Origin of the sequence: Streptomyces eurocidicus (assembly GCF_002891295.1) — a bacterium.
GTDB lineage: Bacteria > Actinomycetota > Actinomycetes > Streptomycetales > Streptomycetaceae > Streptomyces > Streptomyces eurocidicus.
In genome coordinates this window covers 515809-538672 of sequence record NZ_LGUI01000003.1, presented here as the reverse complement: position 1 = coordinate 538672, position 22864 = coordinate 515809, and the positions used below count along the sequence as shown (strand labels likewise).

Sequence of the window (22864 nt, the reverse complement as noted above, 5' to 3'; positions counted from 1 at the left end):
ACTTATAACCAACTGGTTGGTTATAAGTTTGTGGCCGACCGCGCAGGGCTGTCAACCAAATAGTTGGTTACCCTGTGTGCATGGCAGTAGTCAGGGACCCCGAGGCCACGAAGGCGCGCATCTTCGCGGCGGCCACCGCCGAGTTCGCCGCCCATGGCATCTCCGGCGCGCGCATCGACCGCATCGCGCGCGAGGCCAAGGCCAACAAACAGCTCATCTACGCCTACTTCGGCGACAAGGCCGAACTGTTCTCCCATGTGCTCCAGCGGGCCCTGCTCGACCTCGCCTGCGCGAACCCGGTCGACGCCGACGACCCGGACGGTTACATCGACCGCCTCATGGAGTACCACCGCGCCCACCCGGAACTCCTGCGCCTGCTCCTCTGGGAGGGCCTGGAGTACGGCACGGCCGAGATCCCCCACGAGGCCGAACGCCGGGCGAGTTACGAGGCGAAGGCGGGGGCCTTCGCGGCGGCCCAGGAGAAGGGCACGGTGGAACGGATCCTCCCGCCGCAGGACCTGGTCTTCATGATCAGCGCCTTGGCGGGCTGGCCGTCGGCGGTCCCGCAGTTCCGCCGGCTGCTGGTGGGGGGGACGGAGGCGGACGAGGCCCGGCTGCGGGAGTCCGTGCGGACGGCGGCTCGGCGGTTGACGCGGTGGGACGAGGGGGACGAGGGCGGGCGGGGGCGTGTGTGACGGGTGGCCGCTGCGCGGGGCGTTTTCCCCAGTCCCGCCCCTTCCCGTAACCGGGGCTCCGCCCCGGACCCCGGTCCTCAAGCGCCGGACGGGCTGATTTTCAGCCCGTCCGGCGCTTGAGGACATTCGGGAAGGGGCGGGTAGGGGAAAACGCCCCGCGCAGCGGCACCCCGCGCAGCGGCACCCCCCCAACCCCCGCCGATCAGTTCGTACCGATCTTCGCCAACAGATCCACGATCCGCCCCTGAACCTCCGTACTCGTCGACCTCTCCGCCAGGAAGAGCACCGTCTCCCCCGCCCCCAGCAGCGCCAGCTGTCCCGGGTCCGCCTCCGGCGAGGTGTAGACGACCAGCGGCGTACGGGCCAGCAGGCCGTTGCCCCGCAGCCAGTCGACGATGCCCGCGCGCCGGCGCCGTACCTGCATCAGGTCCATGACCACGAGGTTCGGCCGCAGCTGTGCCGCGAGCGTGACCGCCTCCGCGTCCGTCGCCGCGCGTGCCACCTGCATCCCGCGCCGCTCCAGCGTCGCCGTCAGCGCGACCGCGATCGGCTCGTGCTCCTCGATCAGGAGGACCCGGGGCGGGTGCATCTCGCTGTCGCGCGGGGCCAGCGCCTTGAGGAGGACGGCCGGGTCGGCCCCGTACGCCGCCTCCCTCGTCGCCTGGCCCAGACCGGCCGTCACCAGCACCGGGACCTCCGCCGCGACCGCCGCCTGACGCAGCGACTGGAGCGCCGTGCGGGTGATCGGGCCGGTCAGCGGGTCGACGAACAGCGCGGCCGGGTACGCCGCGATCTGCGCGTCCACCTCCTCGCGCGAGTGCACGATCACGGGGCGGTAGCCGCGCTCGGTGAGCGCCTGCCGCGTCGAGTCGTCCGGCGCGGGCCAGACCAGCAGCCGGCGCGGGTTGTCCAGCGGCTCCGGCGGCAGCTCGTCGTCCATCGGCGGGCGGGGGGCGTTCACGACCTCCACCGCGCCGTTGGGCCCGTCGAGCGGCTCGGGCCCCTCGGAGCCCTCGTCCGGCGCGCCTATGGCGAACGCCCGGCCCTCCGGGCCCCCGAGCGGCTGCGGGCGGGCCGCGCTCGGCTGCGTGGTGCGCGCCTCGCGCTCGCCCTCGGCCGGGTTGCCCAGCTTGCGCCGGCGCCCCGAGCCCACGGCCGTGCCACCGGGCGGGGTGTCACCGGCGCCGGGACCCTGCCCGAGCGTCCGCACGCTGATCTGCCGGTCCGCCTGCGACGCCGCGCCCGGCTCCTCGGCGAGCGCGCGCCGTGCGCGGCGGCGGCCGGTGGGCGCCTCGGCCTGCGGCGCTGCGTCCGCCCCCGGCGTGGCCTCGCGCCGCTCGCTCCGCCCGGGACCGTCGGCCTCCTGCGGATGCGGGGTGCCGAAGGGGGCCGGGGCCCCCTGGCCCGGGAGCGCGCCGGCGCCGGGCGGGCCGCCACGGCCGGGGGCGTCGCCGGAGCCGGACGCGTCCGGACCCTGCGGGTGCGGCCCGGGGCCGTCCTGACCACCGGGGGTCCGGGCGCCCTGCGCGGTGTTCGCGGGTGCGCCGGGCACGGCCGGAGCCTGCTGCGGGCGCGGCGGAGCGAAGGGCGCGCCCGGCGCGGGCCGGGGCGCGGGATCCTGCGCCCCGCCGTCCGGCCGCGCCGCCGCGTCCGCGGGGACGACCGGGATCGGCCCGGTCCCCGTGCCGGGTGCGTCGGTGGGCCGGGGGACGGGGCCGCCGAGGCCGGGGTGCGGCACGGTGCCCGGCCCGGCGGTATCGGGGGCGTACGGGCCGGTGGTGCCGTCCCCCCGTTCCGTACGGGCCTGGTCGCCGGGGCCCGTGCCGGGAACGCTGCCCGGTCGGCCGGGAAGGCCCGCGCCGGGGGCGGCGTCGGTGAGCTGGGGGACGGGGCCGCCGAGGCCCGGGTGCGGGACGGTGCCCGGCCCGGTGGGCCGGACGGCGCCGGGTGCGCCGGCGGGCCGGGGAGCGGGGCCGCCCGGACCCGGGTGCGGCACGGCGCCCGGCCGCCCGGCAAGCTCGCCCGCCGGGCCGTCGGTGGCGTACGGGCCTGGTGCGGTACCCGGAGCCCGGCCCGCCGCCGGCACGGGGCCGTTCGGACCCGCGCCCAGGGAACCGGCACCGAACGGGCCCGTACCCGGCGCGGCGTCGCCCGGACCGGCGCCCTGGGCCCGCGGCCCCTGGCCGGGGCGGGGAGCGCCGGTGCCGTACGGGCCCTGGGGCGCGGGGCTGTCGGGGCCGGCGCCCGGGGTGTCCGTGCCGTAGGGGGTCTGCGGTCCCTGGCCGGGACGAGACGCGTCGCCGCCGTACGGGCCCGGGGCCGTACGCGGTCCCGGGCCGTCCGGGCCCGCGCCGGGCGTGTTCGTGCCGTACGGGGCCGGGGCGGCTTGCGGCCGTGCGTTGTCGGGGCCCGCGCTCGGGGCGTCCGTGCCGTACGGGCCACCCGTCCGAGGTCCCGCGCCCGGGGTGTCCGTGCCGTACGGGCCCTGCGCCGCCTGCGGTGCCGCGCCGTCCCGGCCCGTGCCCCGTCCGGTCGTCTCGCCGCCCGGCCGCTCCGGCCGGTTCTGCGGGGGCACCGCGCCGTACGGCGCCGCCGCGCCCTGGCTGATCCGGGCCGCCAGGGCGTCGCCCGCCCGCGCTTCCGGGCCGGGCTTCGGGGCGTCCGTGCCGGGCGCCTCCGCCGGGTCCGTCGACGGGAGCGCCGTCGCGCCCGGGGCGTCCGTGCCGGGCGTGCGGTCGGCGTCGGCCGGGGGAAGGGCGAACACGGCTCGCGGAACGGCCGGTTCGGCGCTCGCCTGGCCCGGAATCGGATGCTCCGCTTCCGCCAGGGAGCGTCGGGCGCGCCGTCCCGAGGGAGCCGCCGCCGGGACGGACTCCCCGGGCGTCACGGACCCGGGCGTACGGTCGGCCTCCGCCGGAGGCAGCGCGAACGGTGCGCGCGGCGCCTCCGCGGCCTGTTCGCGGGGCTGGTCACGGCGGGCCCGGCGGCCCGTCGGCGCGGCCGTGCCCTGCGGCGGTACGAGCCCGCTCGCGTCCGCCGGCTGCTCCTCGTCCGCGCGCGGCCGCGCCCGCCGCCGCCCCGTCGGCTGCGGCTGCGGCTGCGGTTCGGCCTGGGTCTGGGTCTGAGGTTGTGCCTGGGACGGAGGCTGAGGCTGCGACAGGGCCCGCGGCCCCTCGGCCCCTTCCGCCCGGGCCGGAACCGCCGTAGCCCCCGGACCGCCCGGAGCCCCCGGACCACCCTGGGCCCTCAGAACCCCCGGAGCCCCCGGAGCCCCCGGGCCCCCCGGACCTCCCGCCACGGCCTCATCCGCCGCACCGCGCCCGGCCCGTCGGCCACCGGCGCCGGTACCCCCACCGTCGTGCACGCCGGCTTCCGTGCCGGCATTCGTGCCGGCGTTCGTGCCACGAGCCCGCTGCGACGGCACCGGCATCACCGTCGTCGCGTTCATCGTGTCCGTCGCCGACCGCTCCGCCGTCGCCGAAGCGGACACCGGCCCGGCCTTCGCCGACACCGGGACCTCCAGGACGTAGGCGTGCCCGCCCGCCGCCCCCGGCACGTCATGGGTCTGGAGCACCCCGCCGTGGCCGCGCACGATGCCGCGCACGATCGGCGCGTGCACCGGGTCGCCGCCCGCGTAGGGGCCCCGGACCTCGACGCGGACGACCTCGCCGCGCTGCGCCGCCGCCACCACGATCGTCCGGTCGCCGGAGGCCGCCGCCGCGCCCGCCGGGGCGCTGCCCGTCGCGTCGACGCCCGCCACGTCCGCGATCAGGTGCGCCAGCGCCTGGGCGAACCGCTCCGGGTCGACCTCCGCCTCGATCGCCGGCGCGTGCACCGCGAACTGTGCCCGGCCGGGGCCGATCAGCTCGACCGCGCCCTCGACGCCCGCCGCCACGACCTCGTCGAGGGAGACGCTCTCCCTCGTGAGCTTCGCCTCGCCCGCGTCCAACTGCTGATATGCCAGGACATTGTCGACAAGCGTGGTCATCCGCGCGTAACCGGCGGAAAGGTGATGCAGGATCTGGTTCGCCTCGGGCCACAGCTGTCCCGCCGGGTCGGCGGCCAGCGTGCCGAGCTCGGCACGCAGTTGTTCCAGCGGCCCGCGCAGCGAGCTCTCCAGGACGGCCAGCAGCTGGGCGTGGCGGGCCGCCAGGGCGTCGTGCGCCCGGCGGTCGGTGAACGTCATCACCGCGCCGACCAGCTGGTCGCCGTCGCGGACGGGCGCGGTCGTCAGGTCGACGGGCACCGCGCGCCCGTCCTTCGCCCACAGCACCTGTCCGCGCACCCGGTGCTTGCGCCCCGAGCGCAGCGTGTCCGCGATGGGCGATTCGTCGTAGGGGAACGGCGTGCCGTCCGGGCGCGAGTGGTGGACGAGCGGGTGCAGCTCCTTGCCGCCCAGGTCGCTCGCGCGGAAGCCGAGGATCTGCGCGGCGGAGGGGTTGACGAGCACGACCTTGCCGTCGGTGTCGACGCCGACGACGCCCTCGGCCGCCGCGCGCAGGATCATCTCCGTCTGACGCTGCTGGCGGGCGAGTTCGGCCTCGGTGTCGAGCGTGCCGGTGAGGTCGCGGACGACCAGCATCAGCAGCTCGTCGCCGGTGTACGGCTGGTGGTCGGCGTAAGGGGTGCGGCCGTCCTCCAGATTGGCGCTGGTCACCTCGACGGGGAACTGCGAGCCGTCGGTGCGCCGGGCGACCATCCTGGTCGGCTTGGTGCGATTGTCCGCGTTGTCCGGGAGGCGCATCGAGCCGGGGATGCGCCGCGAGTCGAAGTCCGGGAGCAGGGAGAGCAGTCCACGGCCGACGAGCCCGGTGCCGGGCACCTCGAACGTCTCCAGCGCTATGTGGTTGGCGTTGACGACGGTGCCGTTGCAGTTGACGAGCAACAGCGCGTCGGGGAGGGCGTCGAGTATGGCTGCGAGGCGAGCAGCGCCTCGGGATGGCCTGCTGCTCACGACGACGCTTCCTCCCTGGTTACCGCACCTTGCCGACCTCGCCGGGCGGTGGCGTCACTCTTCCCCGCCGCCGTGTGGCGTGTCACTGGAGGGAAGTCTAAAGGCTGTGGATGCGGGGGCGACGGCGGACGACGCGTGCGGCGAGGCGCGTCGAGGGGCCGCTCCGGGGCGTCCTGCCGCAGGCCGGACATGCCTCTTGTGTCAGCTCTTGGCGGTGCTCTTCGGACCTTCGAGGAGACTGGAGAAGCGGTCCCAGCGTGCCGTTTCGCAGCCGTTCTTCCGGTTGAACTCGGCGTTCACCCGCCTGCCTGCCCACATTCCGGTGACCTTCGCCCGCTGCGGCCCGCCGTAGATCATCGTGCACACGCTGTCCTTGGGGACGGGCGCGAAGAGGTCCCTGCCCCAGTGCGCCTGGCGGTCGAGCTGCCCGCACGCCTCCTTGGCGTTCCGGTACGTACCGCCGTCGGGGTGGCAGTAGAGGTGGTGCGTGCCGTCGAAGGAGCCGCTGTCGGTGACCGTGACGGTGAGGTGGTCGCCGGGCTCGGTGCCGGGCAGGGGGAGCGGCCGGGCGCTCGCGGCGGCCGGGGCGGCGAGCAGCGCGGGCGCCAGGGCGAGCGCGGCGAGGCCGAACCGGGCGGACCGGGGGAGGCGGGCCAGCGGGGCCGGACGGTTCGGGCGGCCGGTACGGAGGGGGCGGGGCACGGACATCTGTGGGGCTCCAGGGCTGTGGCGGGACCGAAGGGGCCGGAGCGGACCCTTCACCCGTCTAACGCGTCGGACGGCAACGCGTTGCGCGTCGGCAAACGTCTTTGCCCCCACGGGTGAAAGCCCGGTACCGTAGGGATCGATTGGTGGCGGGCCGCAAGGCTGTGTCATCATCTGCACGCACCACTCGCGCATGCGCGGGTGAGCTGGAGGCGTCGCCTAGTCCGGTCTATGGCGCCGCACTGCTAATGCGGTTTGGGACTTAAATCCCATCGAGGGTTCAAATCCCTCCGCCTCCGCAGGTGCCGGAAGCCCCGGCCGTCCTTGTGACGGCCGGGGCTTTTCGCATGTACGGCGGCGGCCGGGTCGCGGTACGGGGCCGACCGGGGCGCCTGCCGGGACCGCTCCCGGCGATCTTCCGCGGAGGGCTCAGGAAGGGCCGCCGGAAGGGCCTCCGAACGCCGTTTTCCCAGGTCGGAGCGGGTGTGGGTAATGGATTTCGCGTCACGGCGGAGTTCATGTAATGTTGTCCACGCAACGCCGACCGGCAAGAAAAACCGCCGGGAAGCCGAGCGCTCGTAGCTTAACGGATAGAGCACTTGACTACGGATCAAGAGGTTGCAGGTTCGAATCCTGCCGAGCGCACAGCCGAGGAACATGTATCCCGATTCCGGGGTATGGTTACTCGACCGTCGCGGGGTGGAGCAGCTCGGTAGCTCGCTGGGCTCATAACCCAGAGGTCGCAGGTTCAAATCCTGTCCCCGCTACTAAGACCGAAGGCCCGGTACTCATGTACCGGGCCTTCGGCGTTCTCCGGGCACCCCACCGGGGGGGGCCGGCACTCACGTACCGGCCCCGGTGTCTTCCCGTCACCCGCCGAGGGGCAGCGTCTCCGCGAGGGCCCGCCATTCGGCGCGGGGGAGGGCGGCGCGGTCCGTTATCCCGCCGGGCAGTACGACGTGGACGGCGACGTGGTCGGCGCCGGCCGCCAGGAACTCCTTCACCCGGGCGCTCGCCGTCTCCGCGTCCCCGAGGGCGAAGAGCGCGTCGAGCAGCCGGTCGCTGCCCTTGTTCTCGAAGTCCTCCTCGGTGAAGCCGAGCCGCAGGAGGTTGTTGGTGTAGTTGGGCATCGGCAGGTAGAAGGAGAGGTACCCGCGTGCCCGCTCGCGGGCGCGGGCCGGGTCGGTGTCGAGGACGACCTTCAGCTCGGGTGCCAGCACGGGTCCCTCGCCGAGGAGCTCGCGGGCCTGCGCGGTGGCCTCGGCCGTGACCAGGTACGGCAGCGCCCCGGCCGCCCGCTCGCCGGCGAGCGCGGTCATCTTCGGCCCGAGCGCGGCCAGCATGCGCCGCCCGGCCGGCAGCGGTACGGGCGCCTCGTCCAGGGCCGTCAGATAGTCCTTCATCGCGGAGTACGGGCGGGCGTAGTCCTTGGCCAGGTGGCCGTGGCTGGTCCCGAGCCCGAGCACCAGCCGCTCCCGCCGCTCCGGGGTGAGCGCCGCGTACCCGGCGGCGACCTCGGCCGCCTCCTGGTCCCAGATGCTGGCGATGCTGGTGCCGACCGTCACCCGCTCGGTCACCTCCAGCAGCCGGGCGGCGTGCTCAAGGCGGGGGCTGCCGCCGATCCAGAGGGTGCCGTAGCCGAGCTCCTCCAATTCGGCCGCCGCTTCGCGGATTTCGCCGGTTCCGGCCGGGTCCTCCGCCCGGAACGCGGTGCTCCAGAGGCCGATGGTGCCGAGGTCTGTGGTGAGTGCCATGACAGGGGCAACCGGAGGTGTCTTCCGGTTATTCCGATCTTGGTCCGGGGGTGTTCTTGGTCCGGGGAGGGGCGCGGTTTTTGGCCCAGGGGTCCGCGGTTCTCGGTCCGGAGGGGCGCGGGTTCTTGGCCCGGAGGGTCGCGGCCCGGATTCTCAGGTGAATCACAGGTGCCCGAAAGACGTCTCTCACCCGCCGCCCCCACGCTCGTCGTCATGACCGCCACCGCCCGCACCGCACCGCCGCGCGACCGCCGCTCGCGCGACCTTCCGACGCACGGCGACCTGCCGGACCGGGACCTGCCGCGCGGCGGCGGGGGTCCCGTACGCGTCCTGGTCGTCGACGACGAGGCGCCGCTCGCCGAACTGCTGTGCCTGGCCCTGCGCTACGAGGGCTGGGAGGTGCGGACGGCGGCCGACGGCGAGGGCGCGGTCCGCGCCGCCCGGGACTTCCGGCCGGACGCCGTCGTCCTGGACGTGGCGCCGCCCGGCGTGGACGGGCTCACTGTCCTCGGCCGGCTGCGCCGCGACTGCCCCGGCGTGCCGGTCCTCTTCCTCACCGCCAAGGACGCCGCCCCGGACCGCGTCGCCGGGCTCACCGCGGGCGGCGACGACCACGTCGCCAAGCCGTTCGGCCTGGAGGAGGTCGTCGCCCGGCTGCGCGGGCTGCTGCGCCGCTCGCGCGCGGCCGCCCCGCGCGAGGGCTCCGTACTGACCGTCGGCGACCTGGTGCTGGACGAGGACGGCCGCGAGGTCTCCCGGGGCGGCACGGAGATCCGGCTGACCGCCACCGAGTTCGAGCTGCTGCGCTTCCTGATGCGCAACCCGCGCCGGGTGCTGAGCAAGTCCCAGATCCTCGACCGCGTCTGGTCCTACGACTTCGGCGGCCGGGCCAACGTCGTCGAGCTCTACATCTCCTATCTGCGCCGGAAGATCGACGCCGGCCGCGAACCGATGATCCACACCCGGCGCGGCGTCGGCTACCTCATCAGGCCCGCCGGATAATCGCCTTGTACGGCGTAGAGCTCACCTTGTACGGTGTACGTCGCTTCGGCTCGTACACCGTACAAGGGGGTTCTCATATGACCGCGACGACCGCGGACACACCGGGCACGGGCGCGGCGGTCCCACCGCGGCGCGATCCCGCGCGCTGGGTGATCCTCGGGGTGATCTGCCTCGCCCAGCTCACCGTGCTGCTCGACAACACGGTGCTGACCGTCGCGATCCCCTCCCTCACGGAGGACCTGCGGGCCGCCACCTCCGATGTGCAGTGGATGCTCAACGCCTATTCGCTGGTCCAGGCGGGCCTGCTGCTCACGGCGGGCAACGCGGCGGACCGCTACGGGCGCAAGCGGATGCTGATGACCGGCCTCGCGCTGTTCGGTCTCGGCTCGCTCGCCGCCGGGCTCTCGGAGAGCACCGGGCAGCTGATCGCCGCCCGCGCGGGGATGGGCGTCGGCGGCGCACTGCTGATGACCACCACACTGGCCGTGATCATGCAGGTGTTCGACGAGGAGGAGCGGGCGAAGGCCATCGGCCTGTGGGGCGCGGTGAGCTCCCTGGGCTTCGCCGCCGGCCCGCTCGTCGGCGGCACGCTGCTCAACCACTTCTGGTGGGGCGCGATCTTCCTGATCAACCTGCCGGTGGCCGCGCTGGGCCTGCTCGCCGTGGCCAGGCTCGTACCGGAGTCGAAGAACCCCGGCGGTGACCGCCCGGACCTGCTCGGCGCCCTGCTGTCCACCGTCGGTATGACGGGCGTGACCTTCGCGATCATCTCCGGTCCGGAGCACGGGTGGACGTCCGCCCGGGTGCTCGTCCCGGCCGGGGTCGGCGTGCTCGTCCTGGCCGCCTTCGCGCTGTGGGAGCAGCGGATGCCGCACCCGATGCTGGACATGCACTTCTTCCACGACAGCCGCTTCGTCGGCGCGGTCTCCGGCTCCGTCCTGGTGGCCTTCGGGATGGGCGGCTCGCTCTTCCTGCTCGCGCAGCACCTGCAACTGGTCCTCGGCTACGACCCGCTGGAGACCGGGCTGCGGATGTCGCCGCTGGCGCTGATGATCGTCCTGCTCAACCTCACGGGCGTGGGCGCCCGGCTGCTGCCGAAGGTGGGCACGCCCGTCTCGATCGCCGGCGGTATGACGCTGCTGGCGGCCGGGCTCGCGGCGGTCGCGGTGCTCGGCGCGGACGGCTACGGCGGGATGCTGTTCGGCCTGGTGCTCATGGGCTCCGGCATCGCGCTCGCCATGCCCGCGATGGCCACGGCGATCATGTCGGCCATCCCGCCGGAGAAGGCGGGCGTGGGCGCGGGTGTGAACGGCACGCTCCAGGAGTCCGGCAACGGTCTGGGCGTCGCGGTGCTCGGCGCCGTCCTCAACTCCCGCTTCGCGGCGCTGGTGCCCGCGGTGGCCGTGGGCGCGGGCTCCCTGCCGGAGGCGCTGGCGCGGGCGCGGACGGACGCGGACCGGTCGGCGGTGGCGGACGCGTTCGCCTCCGGGGTGCGGTCGAGTCAGCTGGTGGGGGCGGGGCGGTGCTGGTGGGTGGGGTGCTTGCGGCGGTGTTGCTGTGGCGGGCGGAGCGGAAGGTTGTGCGGGGGTGAGTGCGGGTGTGGGGTGGTGCCCGCTGCGCGGGGCTTTTCCCCAGCCCCGCCCCTTCCCGAACCGGGGCTCCGCCCCGGACCCCGGTCCTCAAACGCCGGACGGGCTGAGTTGTTGCCCGGAACCGGGCTGAGGGCACCCGTCCGGCGCAGCGGACCGGTGATTAAGGGCAAACGGGGCGCACGGCCTAGCATTCAGCCAGGTGTCGGCGGTGAGAGGGAGAACGCGCATGCCGGGTGGGAGTCGGGCGGGGCGGCCGCGTCCCAGTGTGTGGCTGGCCGGGACCGCGTCCGCGGCTCCCAAGCGCAAGGCGGAGGGCGCCGAGGGCGCCGCCCTCGACCGGGAGCGCATCGTCGCGGCCACGGTGCGGCTGCTCGACGCCGAGGGGCTCACGAAGTTCTCGATGCGGCGGCTGGCCGCCGACCTCGGGGTGACCGCCATGTCGGTCTACTGGTACGTGGACACCAAGGACGACCTCATGGAGCTCGCCCTCGACGAGATCTGCGCGGAGCTCTCCACCCCGGACCTCACCGACGAGGACGCCGACTGGCGTGACCAGCTCCGCGGGCTCGCCACGGACTACCGGGACCTCCTCCTGGCGCACCCCTGGGCGACCCAGCTCCTGGGCCGGTACCTCAACCTCGGGCCGCGCTCCATGACCTTCGCCGAGTCCACCCTCGTCGTGATGGCGCGCAGCGGGGTCGCCCCGGAGATGCGGACGGGGTCGCTCGCCGCCCTCTTCCAGTTCATCTACGGCTTCTGCACCATCGAGGCGCTGCACCAGGAGCGCTTCCGTGCCTCCGGCGTCTCCATGGAGGAGTACTTCCAGCAGGTCAGGGAGCTGGTCGTGGACCGGCCGGACTTCACCGAGAACTACGGGCACGCGGGCGAGCTGCTCCGGGACGGCAGCGCCGAGGCCATCGCCACCATGCGGGAGCGGACCTTCGACATCGCCCTGGAGACCGTGATCGCCGGGATGGAGGCCCTCCGGGACCGGTCGGAGGCGGCCGGGCCCGGGGAGTCCGGGGAGTCCGGGGAGTCCGGGGAGTCCGGAAAGGCGTGAGGCCCCGGTGCGGTGCGCGCCGGCCGTCCCCTGCCTGCGTGTGCGCACCCTCACCGGGGCCTTTTCCCGGGAACACCCTTGCCGTTCGGTTCCCGGGGACCGCCGGCCGGTCGCGCGCTCCGCTCGAGGCGCGCGACCGGCCGGCGGGGTCCGTCAGCCGCCCTGCCGGGCGGGGGTCGCCTCGGTCGGTGCCGAGGGCGTGGCGGCGGTCGTGGTGCCACCGGCCTGCGCCGACAGCTTGACCTCCTTGATGAAGAGCGTGATGACGAAGGCCAGCAGCGCGCACGGGGACGCGTAGAGGAAGACGTCACCGACGGCGTGGCCCCAGCTGCTCTCGAAGACCGTCCGGATCGGGGCCGGCATCGCGTCGAGCTTGGGGATCCCGCCGCCGGAGCCGCCCTTGGCGGCGGCCGCCGCGGCCTTCGGGCCGAGGGCGGTGATGCCGTCCTTGACGTAGTCCGTCACCCGGTGGCCGAGGACCGCGCCGAGCGCCGACACGCCCACGGCGCCGCCGAGGGAACGGAAGAAGACGACGACGGAGCTGGCCGCGCCCAGGTCCTTGGGGGACACCTGGTTCTGGGTGGCGAGCACCAGGTTCTGCATCATCATGCCCATGCCGAGGCCCACCAGCGCCATATAGATCGCCAGGTGCCAGTACGGGGTGTCGTAGCGCATCGTGCCGAGCAGGCCCAGGCCCGCGGTGAGCAGCACACCGCCCGAGACCAGCCAGGACTTCCAGCGGCCGGTCTTGGTGATGATCAGGCCGGAGATCGTCGACGACAGGAACAGGCCGCCGATCATCGGGATCGTCATCACGCCGGACATCGTCGGCGACTTGCCGCGGGCGAGCTGGAAGTACTGCGAGAAGAAGACCGTGCCGCTGAACATCGCGATGCCGACGAAGAGGCTCGCGGCCGAGGCCAGGGTGATCGTCGTGTTGCGGAACAGCCGCAGCGGGATGATCGGTTCGGACGCCTTGGACTCGACGTAGACGAAGATCGCACCGAGCACGATCGAGCCGGCCACCATGACGTACGTCTGCCAGGACAGCCAGTCGTAGTTCTTGCCGGCCAGCGTCACCCAGATCAGCAGGAGGGTCACCGAGGCGGTGATGAAGAACGCGCCCAGCCAGTCGACCTTGACATCCCGCTTCACGACCGGGAGCTTCAGCGTCTTCTGCAGCACGATGAGCGCGATCACCGCGAACGGCACGCCCACGTAGAAGCACCAGCGCCAGCCGAGCCAGTCGGTGTCGGTGATGACGCCGCCGAGCAGCGGGCCGCCGACGGTCGCGACCGCGAAGGTCGCGCCGAGGTAGCCGCTGTAACGCCCGCGCTCCCGGGGGGAGATCATCGCCGCCATGATGATCTGCGCCAGCGCCGAGAGGCCGCCGACGCCGATGCCCTGGACCACGCGGCAGGCGATCAGCGTGCCGGTGTTCTGCGAGAGGCCCGCCACCACGGAGCCGGCGACGTAGACGATCAGGGCTATCTGGACCAGCAGCTTCTTGCTGAACAGATCGGAGAGCTTGCCCCAGAGCGGGGTGGACGCGGTCATCGCGAGCAGCGAGGCCGTGACGACCCAGGTGTAGGAGGACTGGCTGCCGTGCAGGTCGGAGATTATCTCCGGCAGGGCGTTGGAGACGATCGTCGAGGACAGGATCGCCACGAACATGCCGAGCAGCAGCCCGGACAGCGCCTCCATGATCTGCCGATGCGTCATGGGGGCGTCGGAGCCGGTGGGGCTTCCGTGCTTGTCGTGGACGGCCCCCACACCGGCGGGTGTGGTCTTAGCCATTGAGTTTCTTACTCCTGATCTCCTGGTAGGGGAGGTGGCCTCGGGAACGAGAAGGGGGTCAGCCGGCGACCGCGGCGCCGGCCGCGTGCGCCAGGTGCTGGTGCGGGCGGGCCCGGCAGTCGCCGAAGCTCGTCCGCAGCCTGGCCAGGAGGCCGATGAGCGTGCCGAGATCGTCGTCGGACCAGTCCTGGAGGCAGCCGGCGAGCGCCTGGGTGTAGCGCGCGGACACCTCCCGCAGCAGTTCCTCGCCGTCCGGGCTCAGGCTGAGCAGCCGGGAGCGCCGGTCGGCGGGGTCGGGGTGGCGTTCGAGCCAGCCGTGCTCGGTCGCGTAGGTGACATGACGGCTGGTCACCGACATATCGATGGCCATCAGTTCGGCGAGCCGGCTCATCCGCAGCTCACCGTGTTTCTGGACCATCGCGAGCACGATGGCCGAGGCGGGCGAGCAGTCAGGGGGGAGCAGCCGGCCCAGATCGCGCCGGACGGCCGCGACGGCACTCAGCTGCCGGGCGAGCTCCTCGTACTGCTCCTGCGCGGCCACGCGCCACCTCTTTCGGTTGCTTGAGGCAACCATGGAAGCAGTTATTGGTTGCTGAAGGCAAACGAAATCGCCTCTTTCCGGGTAAAGGAACGCTCAAGAGCTGGGTGGTGGGGTGTAAAGGGGCAGGTGGGGCGGGTTCGGGGGCGGGGGTGGGGTGCCGCTGCGCGGGGCTTTGTCCCCGCCCCGCCCCTTCCCGAACCGGGGCTCCGCCCCGGGCCCCGGTCCTCAAGCGCCGGACGGGCTGAAATTCAGCCCGTCCGGCGCTTGAGGACACCGCGCGAAGCGCGGGAAAGGGGGCCCGGGGCGAAGCCCCCGGTTACGGGGAAGGGGCGGGTAGGGGAAAAGGCGTCGAAGGGGTGCCCGGCGCGCGCTCCGTACACCCTCTTCGCTAGGGTCCTGGCCTATGGCCAACCCCCATCAGCAGAACCCCGAGGGCGCTTACGACCCGGCGGGCAGCACCCAGATGTTCCGCGCCTTCGTCGACGAGGGCACGCCCGGCCGCCGGGCGGCGGCTCCCGCCGCTCCGGCCGCCACCGGTTCGTCCGGGCCCCGGGCCGGTGTGATCGTCGGTGTGGTCGTCGCGATCGCCGTGATCGCGGCGGTGGCCTGGCTGGCGCTCGGCTGAGTCGGCTCGGCGAGGTCCGGTGCGGTTCGGCAGCGCCCCGAAGGGGCGCGGGGAACTGCGCGACCGGCCACGACGCACCCGCGGACGACTCGCCGGAGTTCCAGCGGAGCGCTTAGTCCCCGGCCCGGTCAGGGCCCGCGTCGGCCGAGACGTCCCGCGTCTCTACGTGCCAGCCCAGCGGCACCCGCCAGGCGTCGACGCAGACCGTCCAGGCCGGCTCCGCGCGCTCTCCCGCCGCGAGGGGCACGGGAAGCGGCGCGGTGGACCGCACGGTTGCCCAGTCGATGCCGAGCGGGCCGATGACATGGGTGCCGAAGGTGATCGTTCCGGCGGTCACCGTGCGGCCGCCGGTGTTCTGGAGGGGAACGGTGACCCGCTCGCACCAGCGACGGCCCTCGTCGGGCTCCCGGCGCGGGGTGCCGACGAGCAGTCGCGCGGGACGGCCGGGTGCGGGATCACCGCTCGGTACGGAGGGGGAGGCCGGAGGCTCCGGCGGGCGGTCGTCGCCCGGACCGGGGCGGGGTCCCGAGGGGGAGTGTCCGCCGCCCGTGCCGCCACCGGGTGGTCTCCCGGGGTGGGGCGAGGCGTGACCGGAGGGTCCTGCCGAGGTCTTCGGCGGCCCTGGGGCGCTCGACGGGGCGGGCGGGACTGCTGCCGTGGAGCCCTTCGCGGGGTCGTCCGAAGGAGCTGCCGGGGCGTTGTCCGAAGGCTTTCGGGTGGGTGTCGCGGACGGTCCGGATCCGCTGTCCAGCGGAACCATCTCCACACCGCTCCTGGGCGGTACGGCCCCGTCCACCGAGCGGGACGAGCCGGGTCCGGCGGCCCCCGTCGCGACATAGCCGTCGCGGTCACTACCGCCGCATCCCGCCATCAGTGTCCCCAGGACGAGCGCGGCGGCACCGGCGGAGGCGGAGGCGGAGACTATCGTCTTCCGTCGCATCGGCCCAGTGTGGCTGACGGCCCGTCAGGTGTACATACACCGGCCGGGGCCGGGACGTACGGGGAGTGGCGCCTGGAGGTTCAGTCCGCGATGAGTCCTTCCCGGAGCTGGGAGAGCGTCCGTGTGAGCAGCCGGGAGACGTGCATCTGGGAGATGCCGACCTCCTCGCCGATCTGCGACTGCGTCATATTGGCGAAGAAGCGGAGCATGATGATCTGCCGCTCGCGGGGCGGCAGCTTGGCCAGCAGCGGCTTGAGCGACTCGCGGTACTCCACGCCCTCCAGGGCGCTGTCCTCGTAACCCAGGCGGTCCGCGAGGGAGCCCTCGCCGCCGTCGTCCTCGGGGGAGGGGGAGTCCAGCGAGCTGGCGGTGTAGGCGTTGCCGACGGCCAGGCCGTCGACCACGTCGTCCTCCGAGACGCCCAGGCACAGGGCCAGTTCGGGGACGGTCGGCGACCGGTCGAGCTTCTGCGCCAGCTCGTCGCTCGCCTTGGTCAGGGCCAGCCGGAGCTCCTGGAGCCGGCGCGGGACCCGCACGGACCAACTGGTGTCACGGAAGAAACGCTTGATCTCCCCGACGACCGTCGGCATCGCGAAGGTCGGGAACTCCACCCCGCGTTCGCAGTCGAAACGGTCGATCGCCTTGATCAGGCCGATGGTGCCGACCTGGACGATGTCCTCCATGGGTTCGTTGCGGCTGCGGAAGCGGGCCGCGGCGTAGCGCACCAGGGGGAGGTTGAGCTCGATCAGGGTGTCGCGGACGTACGTACGCTCCGCGCTGTCCCGCTCGAGCGCGGCGAGCCGCAGGAAGAGCGAGCGGGAGAGGGTGCGGGTGTCGATGGCTTCGCAGTCGTCGAGCACGGCGTGCGGTGCGTCGTTGGCGAGCACCTTCGCGCTGCCCAGGTCTACGGACATGCCACCCCCTTGAGGTCGCGGACGGGTCACAGCGGGCCCCGGTCGAGAGTACGGCCGAGGGGTTCAGCCTCCACCTGAATACCGGAGGCCGGGCTGTGGCAAACGCAGTTCCAGCAGAATGTCACATGTCGGCAACACGCTGTAGCGTCAAGTCGACATATCTGCCCACTGACATCGGAGGGGTGTCACCCGTGAGGGTTAGGCATCGATTCGATTTGCGGACCGCAGCCGGGCGAAGGACCGGGAGAGCAGCCGGGACACATGCATCTGGGAGACGCCCAGCTCGGCACTGATCTGCGACTGCGTCAGATTGCTGTAATAGCGCAGCAGCAGAATGCGCTGCTCGCGCTCCGGCAGTTGGACGAGCAGATGGCGCACGAGGTCACGGTGTTCGACCCCGGCGAGTGCGGGGTCCTCGTAGCCGAGCCGGTCCAGCAGGCCGGGCAGCCCGTCGCCCTCCTGGGCGGCCTCCAGCGAGGTGGCGTGGTAGGAGCGGCCGGCCTCGATGCAGGCCAGCACCTCCTCCTCCGGGATCCGCAGCCGCTCGGCGATCTCCGCGGTGGTGGGCGTGCGCCCGTGCAGCACCGTCAGGTCCTCGCTCGCGCCGTTGACCTGCACCCACAGCTCGTGCAGCCGGCGGGGGACGTGGACGGTGCGGACGTTGTCGCGGAAGTAGCGCTTGATCTCGCCGACGACGGTCGGCATCGCGAAGGTCGGGAACTGCACCCCGCGGTCGGGGTCGAAGCGGTCGATCGCGTTGATCAGGCCGATGGTGCCGACCTGGACCACGTCCTCCATGGGCTCGTTGCGGCTGCGGAAGCGGGCCGCGGCGTAGCGCACCAGGGGGAGGTTGGCCTCGATCAGGGCGGCCCGTACGCGGGTGTGCTCGGCGGTGCCGGGCGTGAGGGTGACGAACTCCTTGAAGAGCACCTGGGTGAGTGCCCGGGCGTCCGCGCCCCGGCTGCGGGGCCCCGGGTCGGGCTCGGGCTCCTCCGCCTGCGGGGCGGGGCGCGGGGCGGTGCGCGGCGGGGTCTCGGGCGTGGCTTCGGGGACGGTACGGGCCGACACGGTCACGCCACCCTTCACGGTCAACTCATCCGGCAAAAGCGGTCATAGCATCACAAGACATGTGCACTGTGTGCAAGCACCGCATGGCGCCGTGTTGGCGCAAAACGGACCCCTCGCCGGGGTGGCGAGAGGTCCGCTGGGAAGGGTGTCGCGAAGGGGTGCCGCGGGGGTGTGCCGGGGCCGCCGGAGGGGCGCCCGCCAGGCGTCGGGGAGGTGCCGGCGAGGCCGTCGGCGGGGTGCCGGACGGGGCCCGCGAACCGCTCAGAACGGGTAGTCGGCGATCACCCATGTGGCGAATTCGCGCCACTGCGCGACGCCCGCCTGATGGGCCGGGTGGTCCAGGTAGCGCTGGAGGGCCTCGGTGTCCGCGACGGCGGAGTTGATGGCGAAGTCGTAGGCGATCGGCCGGTCCGAGATGTTCCAGGCGCACTCCCAGAACTCCACCTCGGGCACCAGACCGCCGAGCTTCTCGAACGCCTGCACGCCGGCGACGACGCGCGGGTCGTCGCGCTCGACGCCCTCGTTGAGCTTGAACAGGACGAGGTGACGGATCACGGGTCCACCCTCAGTTGATCAGCTGGGTCATAAACTCACCGACGCTCTTGGCGGCGTCCGAGATGCCCTCGAACCCTATCTGGACGAGCTCGGCCGACCGGGCGGGGGAGTGGATGATGGTGTAGGCCACGAAAATGCCGACGGCGTAGAGCGCGATCTTCTTCGCTTTGGCCACGACGCACTGTCTCCCCTGTTGTCCCCGGTGCCTCGGCGGTCGCTCCCGACGCCTCCGGCGCTGTGATCGCGAGAGTCTAACCGGCGAACCGTACGTATGGACGATATGCGGGTGCCGCTGCGCGGGGCTTTGTCCCCAGCCCCGCCCCTTCCCTCCCCCAGCTACCGCTGGGAGGTCCCCCATCCGGGGGCTGACGCCCCCGGGCCCCCTTCCGCGCTCCGCGCGGTGTCCTCAAGCGCCGGACGGGCTGAATTTTCAGCCGCCGGCCGTGTCCTCACGGCACCTTTAAGGACCAAAGGCCCGGCAAGGAGGGCCCTTCGGCCGCATGTCGCGCTCCGGCGGGGGCGGAGGATGGGGGGTAATGGCCCCCGGATCTGGCAGGAATCCGCCGGGGCCAGGGACATGACCTCCATGCGGGGTCCGGGCCGCGACTCCCCCCGACTGCGGCCCGTACTTTGAGGTCGTGTCCTCGCCGGGGGAAGCGGCTTGTCCCCCCGATGCCGCTTCCCCCGACCTGCACTCCCCCTCTCCTCCGCCTTCTCCGCCACCGCCCCGCTCCGGCCGGGCCCCTCGCCGCGCGCCTTCCGCGCCACCCCCGCGCGCACCCGTTCGTCCCGCGGCGCGCCTGAGCCCCTGAGTGCTCCCGGGCGGCCCGGATCCCCTCGCCGCCGGCCCCGTCGGCGCCCCGTCGGCGCCCCGCCGGTCCCTCCGGCCCCTTCCTCCTCCGGATCTTCCTCGCGCCCTGGGCCGTACCGCCGAATGCCATGAGCGGCGATCACAGCTTTGCGACGTAGGTGAGATTCATGTACTGCCGGGGCACCAAAAGGTGGACGGCATATGCGGCCGAGGGAGGTCGGTGAGAGGCGACATGGGCGCGGAGTGGCCCGCCTTCGCCATGCGTGAGCGTGTGGCGAGCGGGGCGATCATCATTGAACTGCACGGCGAAATAGATATTTTGGCGGAACAGGAGCTGGGGCCGCGGGTGGACTCGCTGACGGAAAGGTTCCGGGTGGATGTCGTCATCGATCTCCGCGGGGTGACCTTCCTGGACGCGAGCGGGCTGCGGCTGCTGCTGCGGGCCCGGGAGCGGGTGCTGGCGCGCGGCGGGCGGTTGCGCCTGGTGCGGGGTGCGCCGAGGGTCTTCCGGGTGCTGCGGGTGACCGGGGTCGAAGGCGGGTTCACGGTGGTCGACGGGTTCCCGTACGGACGCGTGGGCGAGGGCGGGAGCGTGCCGGCGTAAGCGGGGCGGACGCCCCCGGCCGGGGTGCCGGAAGCCGCCGGCCCGGCCGTACCGCTGCCGCGCTCCCCGGCCGGGCAGGCGGCGGGAGCGGCACGTCCGGCCTGCGCGGACACCGCGCGCGGGCCCGCCGGGCCCGGGCCGGGACGCTCAGGACCCGGGGCCCCGCTCCGCTCGCGGCAGCTCTTCCAGGGTCCGGAACACCGGTATCACCTCGCGCAGCCCCGTCAGCGTGAAGACCTTCCTCGTCAGCGGCGCCGAGGCCACCACGTACAGCGCCATGCCCTCGTCCGCCGCCAGCTGCCGCGCCTCGACCAGCACCGAGAGGGCCGTCGCCGTGGCGAACCGGGACGCGGAGAGGTCGGCGACCAGGGCGCGGCAGCTGCCGCCGTGGTCCTGGATGATCGTGCGCAGGGCGCTGCGGATGCCCGGGGCGTTCTCGATGTCGACCACGTCGGGAAAGGCGACCACGCAGTGGGCCGACAGGACGTGGGCCGGCATGGTGTGGGTGGGCACCTGCATGAGGTCCTCTTCAGGGTGCTTCCTGCGACCTGGTGAAATCCGCGGACGGATCTTTATCGCCGCCCGCTGCCGAGCCGCTTCCTGATCCGAGGAAATTCCACCACATTCGCGGTGGGCTCCAAGTAAAACCGAGGACATTCGCCGGAATCCCCTAGACCAGCGGTAGAATTCCCGGCCGCACAAGACCCCTTGACGCCTCCAGCAGCGCCCGGACCGTGGTCCGGCCGCCCTCGACCGCGTGCGGCGCGGTGTCGGGCACACAGTGGCCGGCCGCCGGGTCGAAGCGGGTCATGACGACCCCGGCGTGGTCGGTCGGGACCTCCTCCAGGCCCACCGGCCAGCCGTGCCGGCCGAGGGCCGCCGCGAACCGCCGCGAGGAGACGCTGTCCAGGGTGTCGTCCCGGGTGCCGTGCACCAGCCGTACGGGCACGGGCGCGGCGCCCGGTCCGCCGGCGCCGGGGCCCTCCCACCCGTCCCGCTCAGCCAGGTCGTCGAGGGGCGCCCGGCCCGTGGTGCGCGCCGGGACGTCGTACCGCCCGGCGATGCCGACGACCGCCGTGGGGCGCGGGTGGCCTGCGGGGCCCGGGTGTGTGGCGAGGCCGGCCGCGGCCCGGCCCCGCCGACCAGCCCGCGACCACGAGCCGCGCGGCGTCGCCGCCGTGCTCGGCCGCGTGGTCGTGGGCGTGGGTCAGCGAGTCCAGCAGGTGCGCCCGGCCGCGGTCCGGCGCGTCGGAGCGCCAGTCCGGCACGAAGACGACCAGGCCCCGGGCGGCGGCGGCCCGTGCGACGGGCGCCAGCATCGCCCGCTCGTCGGGCCCCGTGCCGTGCCACAGCAGGACGACGGGCGCGGCCCCGGCGCCCTCGGCGGGCCCGTACACGTCGATGGCCTTGCCGTTCGCCCCGTGGACGAGCGTGTGCGTCACTACTAACTCACTGGTCACATAGGGCACCCTATGCGGCGCCCGTCGCGTCAGTCGATTCCCTGCGCGAAGCGGAAGAAGCCGTACGGGTCGTAGGCCCGCTTGACCGCCCGGAGCCGCTCGTAGTTCTGCCCGTAGTACGCCTCCCGCCAGTCGCGCAGCGCGGGGTCCATGTAGTTCTGGTACGACCGCCGGTTGGACCAGGGGAGGAGGGCCGCGTAGCCGCCGTCGGCCCAGGACTGCGCGGCGTCCCGCCGCTCCCGGTCGGGCCGGGGCGTGGTGAGGCCGACCTGGTAGTCGGCCTCGAAGAGGGCGTCCCGGTGGACGAAGGCGGTGGCCTTCGGGTCCATATCGTTGATCTTCCCGCCGTAGGCGAACAGGCCGAGGAAGCGGAACTGCCCCGGCCGGAGGTCCGCCTCGAAGGCCCGCAGGGCCTCTTTGGCGGTCTGCCCGGTCCAGGGCCGGGTGAAGTAGAGGTTCCGTCCGGTGACGAAGTTGTCGCGCGGCAGCCGTGCCTGGGGGGAGTACCCGGTCCGGTGGCACTCGGGAACGCTCCGGTCGGCGCACCCGAAGATCTTCATCATCCCCTCCCGGTAGGGGAGTTCGGTCGCCTCCCGGGTGAGCGGGCGCGCCCCGGCGGCCGTGACCAGCCGGTCGAGGAGCCGGTCGCACACCGCCGAGGTGCCCGCGAAGGTGCCGCTGATCTGCACCGTCGGCTCGGTCCCGGCGGGTCCGTCGGTGGTGAGCTGGACGAACAGCTCGGCGGCCAGCTCCAGGGGCCCGGTCGCGATCCACTGCTGCCACGCGAGCATCACCTCGGCGGCGGCCGCCCACCCGAACGTCAGGGTGAAGACCACCATCGACGGCAGCCGGGTGGGCCGTACCTCGTACTCGGTGACGACGCCGAAGTTCCCGCCGCCCCCGCCGCGCAGCGCCCAGAACAGATCGGGGTTCTCCCGCTCCGAGCAGCGGGCCTGGCTGCCGTCGGCGAGCACCACCTGCGCCGACACCAGCCGGTCGCAGCCCATCCCGAACCGCCGGGCGTGCGGGCCGAGTCCGCCGCCCAGCAGCCAGCCGCCCGCGGCGACGGTCGGGCAGGTGCCCCCGGCCACCTGGATGCCGTACGCGTCCAGGGCGTGCACCACGTCCACGCCCTGCCCGCCGGGGCCGAGCCGGACGGTGCCGGCGCCCGGCCGGACCGTGTTCAGCCGCGACACGTCGACGACCAGCCCCGCGGTCGTCGAGTAGCCCGCGAAGCTGTGGCCGCCGCTGCGCGCGGCGACGGCGATCCGGTGGTCCTGCGCGAAGCGCACGCACGCCGCGACGTCGGCCGCGGTCGCGCAGTACGCGACGGCCTGCGGCTCGACCGTGTCGTACTGGGCCAGCTGGAGCTGTTTGGCCACGGTGTACGACGGGTCGGCGGGCAGGACGAGTTCGCCGGTCAGGCGCTCGCGCAGGCGGGCCCAGGGCGTGCCCGCCGCGAAGGCCGACGCCCGGCCCGGCAGTGCGGCGCCGCCCGCCATGAGCGCTCCGGCGGCGCCGATCCCGGCACCTGCTCCGATGAGCGACCGTCTGCTGATCACTGGAAGTTCCTCCCCCGCGGGCCCCGCGGAAGTGCGGGGCGATACCGGCCACGCCTCTTCCGGCCTTGGCCGGTATCGCGTGTCCGGAGGGACGGTATGCAGCCGCCCGGGGTAACTCCAGAGCTATTCCGGTGGCCGCGCGCAGTCAGTCAAGTCCGTTTCTGGAACGGTAAATTCCGGGCATTTTCGGAGCGCAGAGTCAGGGACCGGCCGTTCTGTTCACGC

General features: G+C 73.5%; 18 protein-coding genes, 3 tRNA genes and 3 pseudogenes. 10 read left to right on the top strand and 14 right to left on the bottom strand.

Annotated elements, in window-relative coordinates; genetic code table 11:
- The first annotated feature begins 80 nt into the window (after positions 1–80).
- A complete protein-coding gene (locus AF335_RS12205) occupies positions 81–695 on the top strand; it encodes a TetR/AcrR family transcriptional regulator (RefSeq protein ID WP_102918340.1) in 615 nt (204 codons plus the stop codon).
- A gap of 202 nt (positions 696–897) precedes the next feature.
- On the opposite strand, the gene AF335_RS12200 is transcribed toward AF335_RS12205, so the two are convergent.
- Together AF335_RS12200 and AF335_RS12195 are read right to left on the bottom strand one after the other, a co-directional pair.
- The gene (locus AF335_RS12200) at positions 898–5649 is read right to left on the bottom strand and encodes a response regulator (RefSeq protein WP_102918339.1); all 4752 of its coding nucleotides are present in this window, start codon (positions 5647–5649) and stop codon (positions 898–900) included.
- Positions 5650–5850: 201 nt separating this feature from the next.
- Positions 5851–6357 carry an SSI family serine proteinase inhibitor gene (locus AF335_RS12195; protein ID WP_102918338.1) on the bottom strand — a complete coding sequence of 169 codons (507 nt, stop codon included), beginning with the start codon at positions 6355–6357 and terminating at the stop codon, positions 5851–5853.
- 205 nt (positions 6358–6562) lie between these two features.
- Here AF335_RS12195 and AF335_RS12190 point away from each other — a divergent pair.
- The 3 genes from AF335_RS12190 to AF335_RS12180 all read left to right on the top strand — a co-directional run bounded on the left by AF335_RS12190 (position 6563) and on the right by AF335_RS12180 (position 7121).
- Positions 6563–6653 (top strand) — tRNA-Ser (locus tag AF335_RS12190).
- A gap of 273 nt (positions 6654–6926) precedes the next feature.
- A tRNA-Arg gene (locus AF335_RS12185) sits at positions 6927–6999 on the top strand.
- Between the two features lie 48 nt (positions 7000–7047).
- Positions 7048–7121, top strand: a tRNA-Met gene (locus tag AF335_RS12180).
- A gap of 102 nt (positions 7122–7223) precedes the next feature.
- On the opposite strand, the gene AF335_RS12175 is transcribed toward AF335_RS12180, so the two are convergent.
- Complete coding sequence (locus AF335_RS12175; protein WP_102918337.1) at positions 7224–8108, bottom strand: TIGR03620 family F420-dependent LLM class oxidoreductase; 885 nt, start codon at positions 8106–8108, stop codon at positions 7224–7226.
- Between the two features lie 168 nt (positions 8109–8276).
- On the opposite strand from AF335_RS12175, the gene AF335_RS12170 reads away from it, so the two are divergent.
- The 4 genes and pseudogenes from AF335_RS12170 to AF335_RS12160 all read left to right on the top strand — a co-directional run bounded on the left by AF335_RS12170 (position 8277) and on the right by AF335_RS12160 (position 11762).
- Complete coding sequence (locus tag AF335_RS12170; protein ID WP_280524625.1) at positions 8277–9110, top strand: response regulator transcription factor; 834 nt, start codon at positions 8277–8279, stop codon at positions 9108–9110.
- Positions 9111–9187: 77 nt separating this feature from the next.
- Positions 9188–10701, top strand: a pseudogene (locus AF335_RS12165) (MFS transporter).
- Positions 10702–10928: 227 nt separating this feature from the next.
- Positions 10929–11123, top strand: a pseudogene (locus tag AF335_RS36400) (TetR/AcrR family transcriptional regulator); the annotation flags it as partial.
- Between the two features lie 15 nt (positions 11124–11138).
- Positions 11139–11762, top strand: a complete 624-nt coding sequence (locus AF335_RS12160; RefSeq protein ID WP_244927015.1) for a TetR/AcrR family transcriptional regulator C-terminal domain-containing protein — start codon at positions 11139–11141, stop codon at positions 11760–11762.
- Positions 11763–11933: 171 nt separating this feature from the next.
- Here the strand turns inward: AF335_RS12160 and AF335_RS12155 are convergent.
- Together AF335_RS12155 and AF335_RS12150 are read right to left on the bottom strand one after the other, a co-directional pair.
- A pseudogene (locus AF335_RS12155) lies at positions 11934–13484 on the bottom strand (MDR family MFS transporter); the annotation flags it as partial.
- Positions 13485–13617: 133 nt separating this feature from the next.
- On the bottom strand, positions 13618–14100 hold the full coding sequence (locus AF335_RS12150; protein ID WP_102918334.1) for a MarR family winged helix-turn-helix transcriptional regulator: 483 nt from the start codon (positions 14098–14100) through the stop codon (positions 13618–13620).
- Positions 14101–14503: 403 nt separating this feature from the next.
- Between AF335_RS12150 and AF335_RS12145 the strand changes: the two genes are divergently transcribed.
- Entirely contained in the window at positions 14504–14725 is a 222-nt protein-coding gene (locus tag AF335_RS12145) for a hypothetical protein (RefSeq protein WP_102918333.1), read from the top strand.
- 112 nt (positions 14726–14837) lie between these two features.
- Here AF335_RS12145 and AF335_RS12140 read toward each other — a convergent pair whose 3' ends face one another.
- The 5 genes from AF335_RS12140 to AF335_RS34590 form a co-directional block, all read right to left on the bottom strand.
- Complete coding sequence (locus tag AF335_RS12140; protein ID WP_102918332.1) at positions 14838–15665, bottom strand: hypothetical protein; 828 nt, start codon at positions 15663–15665, stop codon at positions 14838–14840.
- Between the two features lie 80 nt (positions 15666–15745).
- Positions 15746–16579 (bottom strand): RNA polymerase sigma factor SigF, encoded by an 834-nt coding sequence (locus AF335_RS12135; RefSeq protein ID WP_102918331.1) that lies wholly within the window; start codon positions 16577–16579, stop codon positions 15746–15748.
- Between the two features lie 198 nt (positions 16580–16777).
- The gene (locus AF335_RS12130; protein ID WP_102918753.1) at positions 16778–17647 is read right to left on the bottom strand and encodes an RNA polymerase sigma factor SigF; all 870 of its coding nucleotides are present in this window, start codon (positions 17645–17647) and stop codon (positions 16778–16780) included.
- Between the two features lie 261 nt (positions 17648–17908).
- Positions 17909–18202: a Dabb family protein gene (locus tag AF335_RS12125; RefSeq protein ID WP_095581263.1), complete on the bottom strand. Its 294-nt coding sequence runs from the start codon at positions 18200–18202 to the stop codon at positions 17909–17911.
- 10 nt (positions 18203–18212) lie between these two features.
- Positions 18213–18377, bottom strand: a complete 165-nt coding sequence (locus AF335_RS34590) for a hypothetical protein (protein ID WP_170116743.1) — start codon at positions 18375–18377, stop codon at positions 18213–18215.
- 856 nt (positions 18378–19233) lie between these two features.
- Here AF335_RS34590 and AF335_RS12120 point away from each other — a divergent pair.
- Positions 19234–19617 (top strand): STAS domain-containing protein, encoded by a 384-nt coding sequence (locus AF335_RS12120; protein ID WP_244927002.1) that lies wholly within the window; start codon positions 19234–19236, stop codon positions 19615–19617.
- A gap of 147 nt (positions 19618–19764) precedes the next feature.
- On the opposite strand, the gene AF335_RS12115 is transcribed toward AF335_RS12120, so the two are convergent.
- From AF335_RS12115 to AF335_RS12105, 4 genes are all read right to left on the bottom strand, one after another.
- Entirely contained in the window at positions 19765–20136 is a 372-nt protein-coding gene (locus tag AF335_RS12115; RefSeq protein WP_170127674.1) for an STAS domain-containing protein, read from the bottom strand.
- 151 nt (positions 20137–20287) lie between these two features.
- Positions 20288–20566, bottom strand: coding sequence for an alpha/beta hydrolase (locus AF335_RS35560; protein ID WP_244927001.1), 279 nt, complete (start codon positions 20564–20566; stop codon positions 20288–20290).
- Positions 20567–20615: 49 nt separating this feature from the next.
- Positions 20616–21077 (bottom strand): alpha/beta hydrolase family protein, encoded by a 462-nt coding sequence (locus tag AF335_RS35555; protein WP_244927000.1) that lies wholly within the window; start codon positions 21075–21077, stop codon positions 20616–20618.
- A gap of 29 nt (positions 21078–21106) precedes the next feature.
- Positions 21107–22639 (bottom strand): FAD-binding oxidoreductase, encoded by a 1533-nt coding sequence (locus tag AF335_RS12105; protein ID WP_211304093.1) that lies wholly within the window; start codon positions 22637–22639, stop codon positions 21107–21109.
- Positions 22640–22864 lie beyond the last annotated feature (225 nt).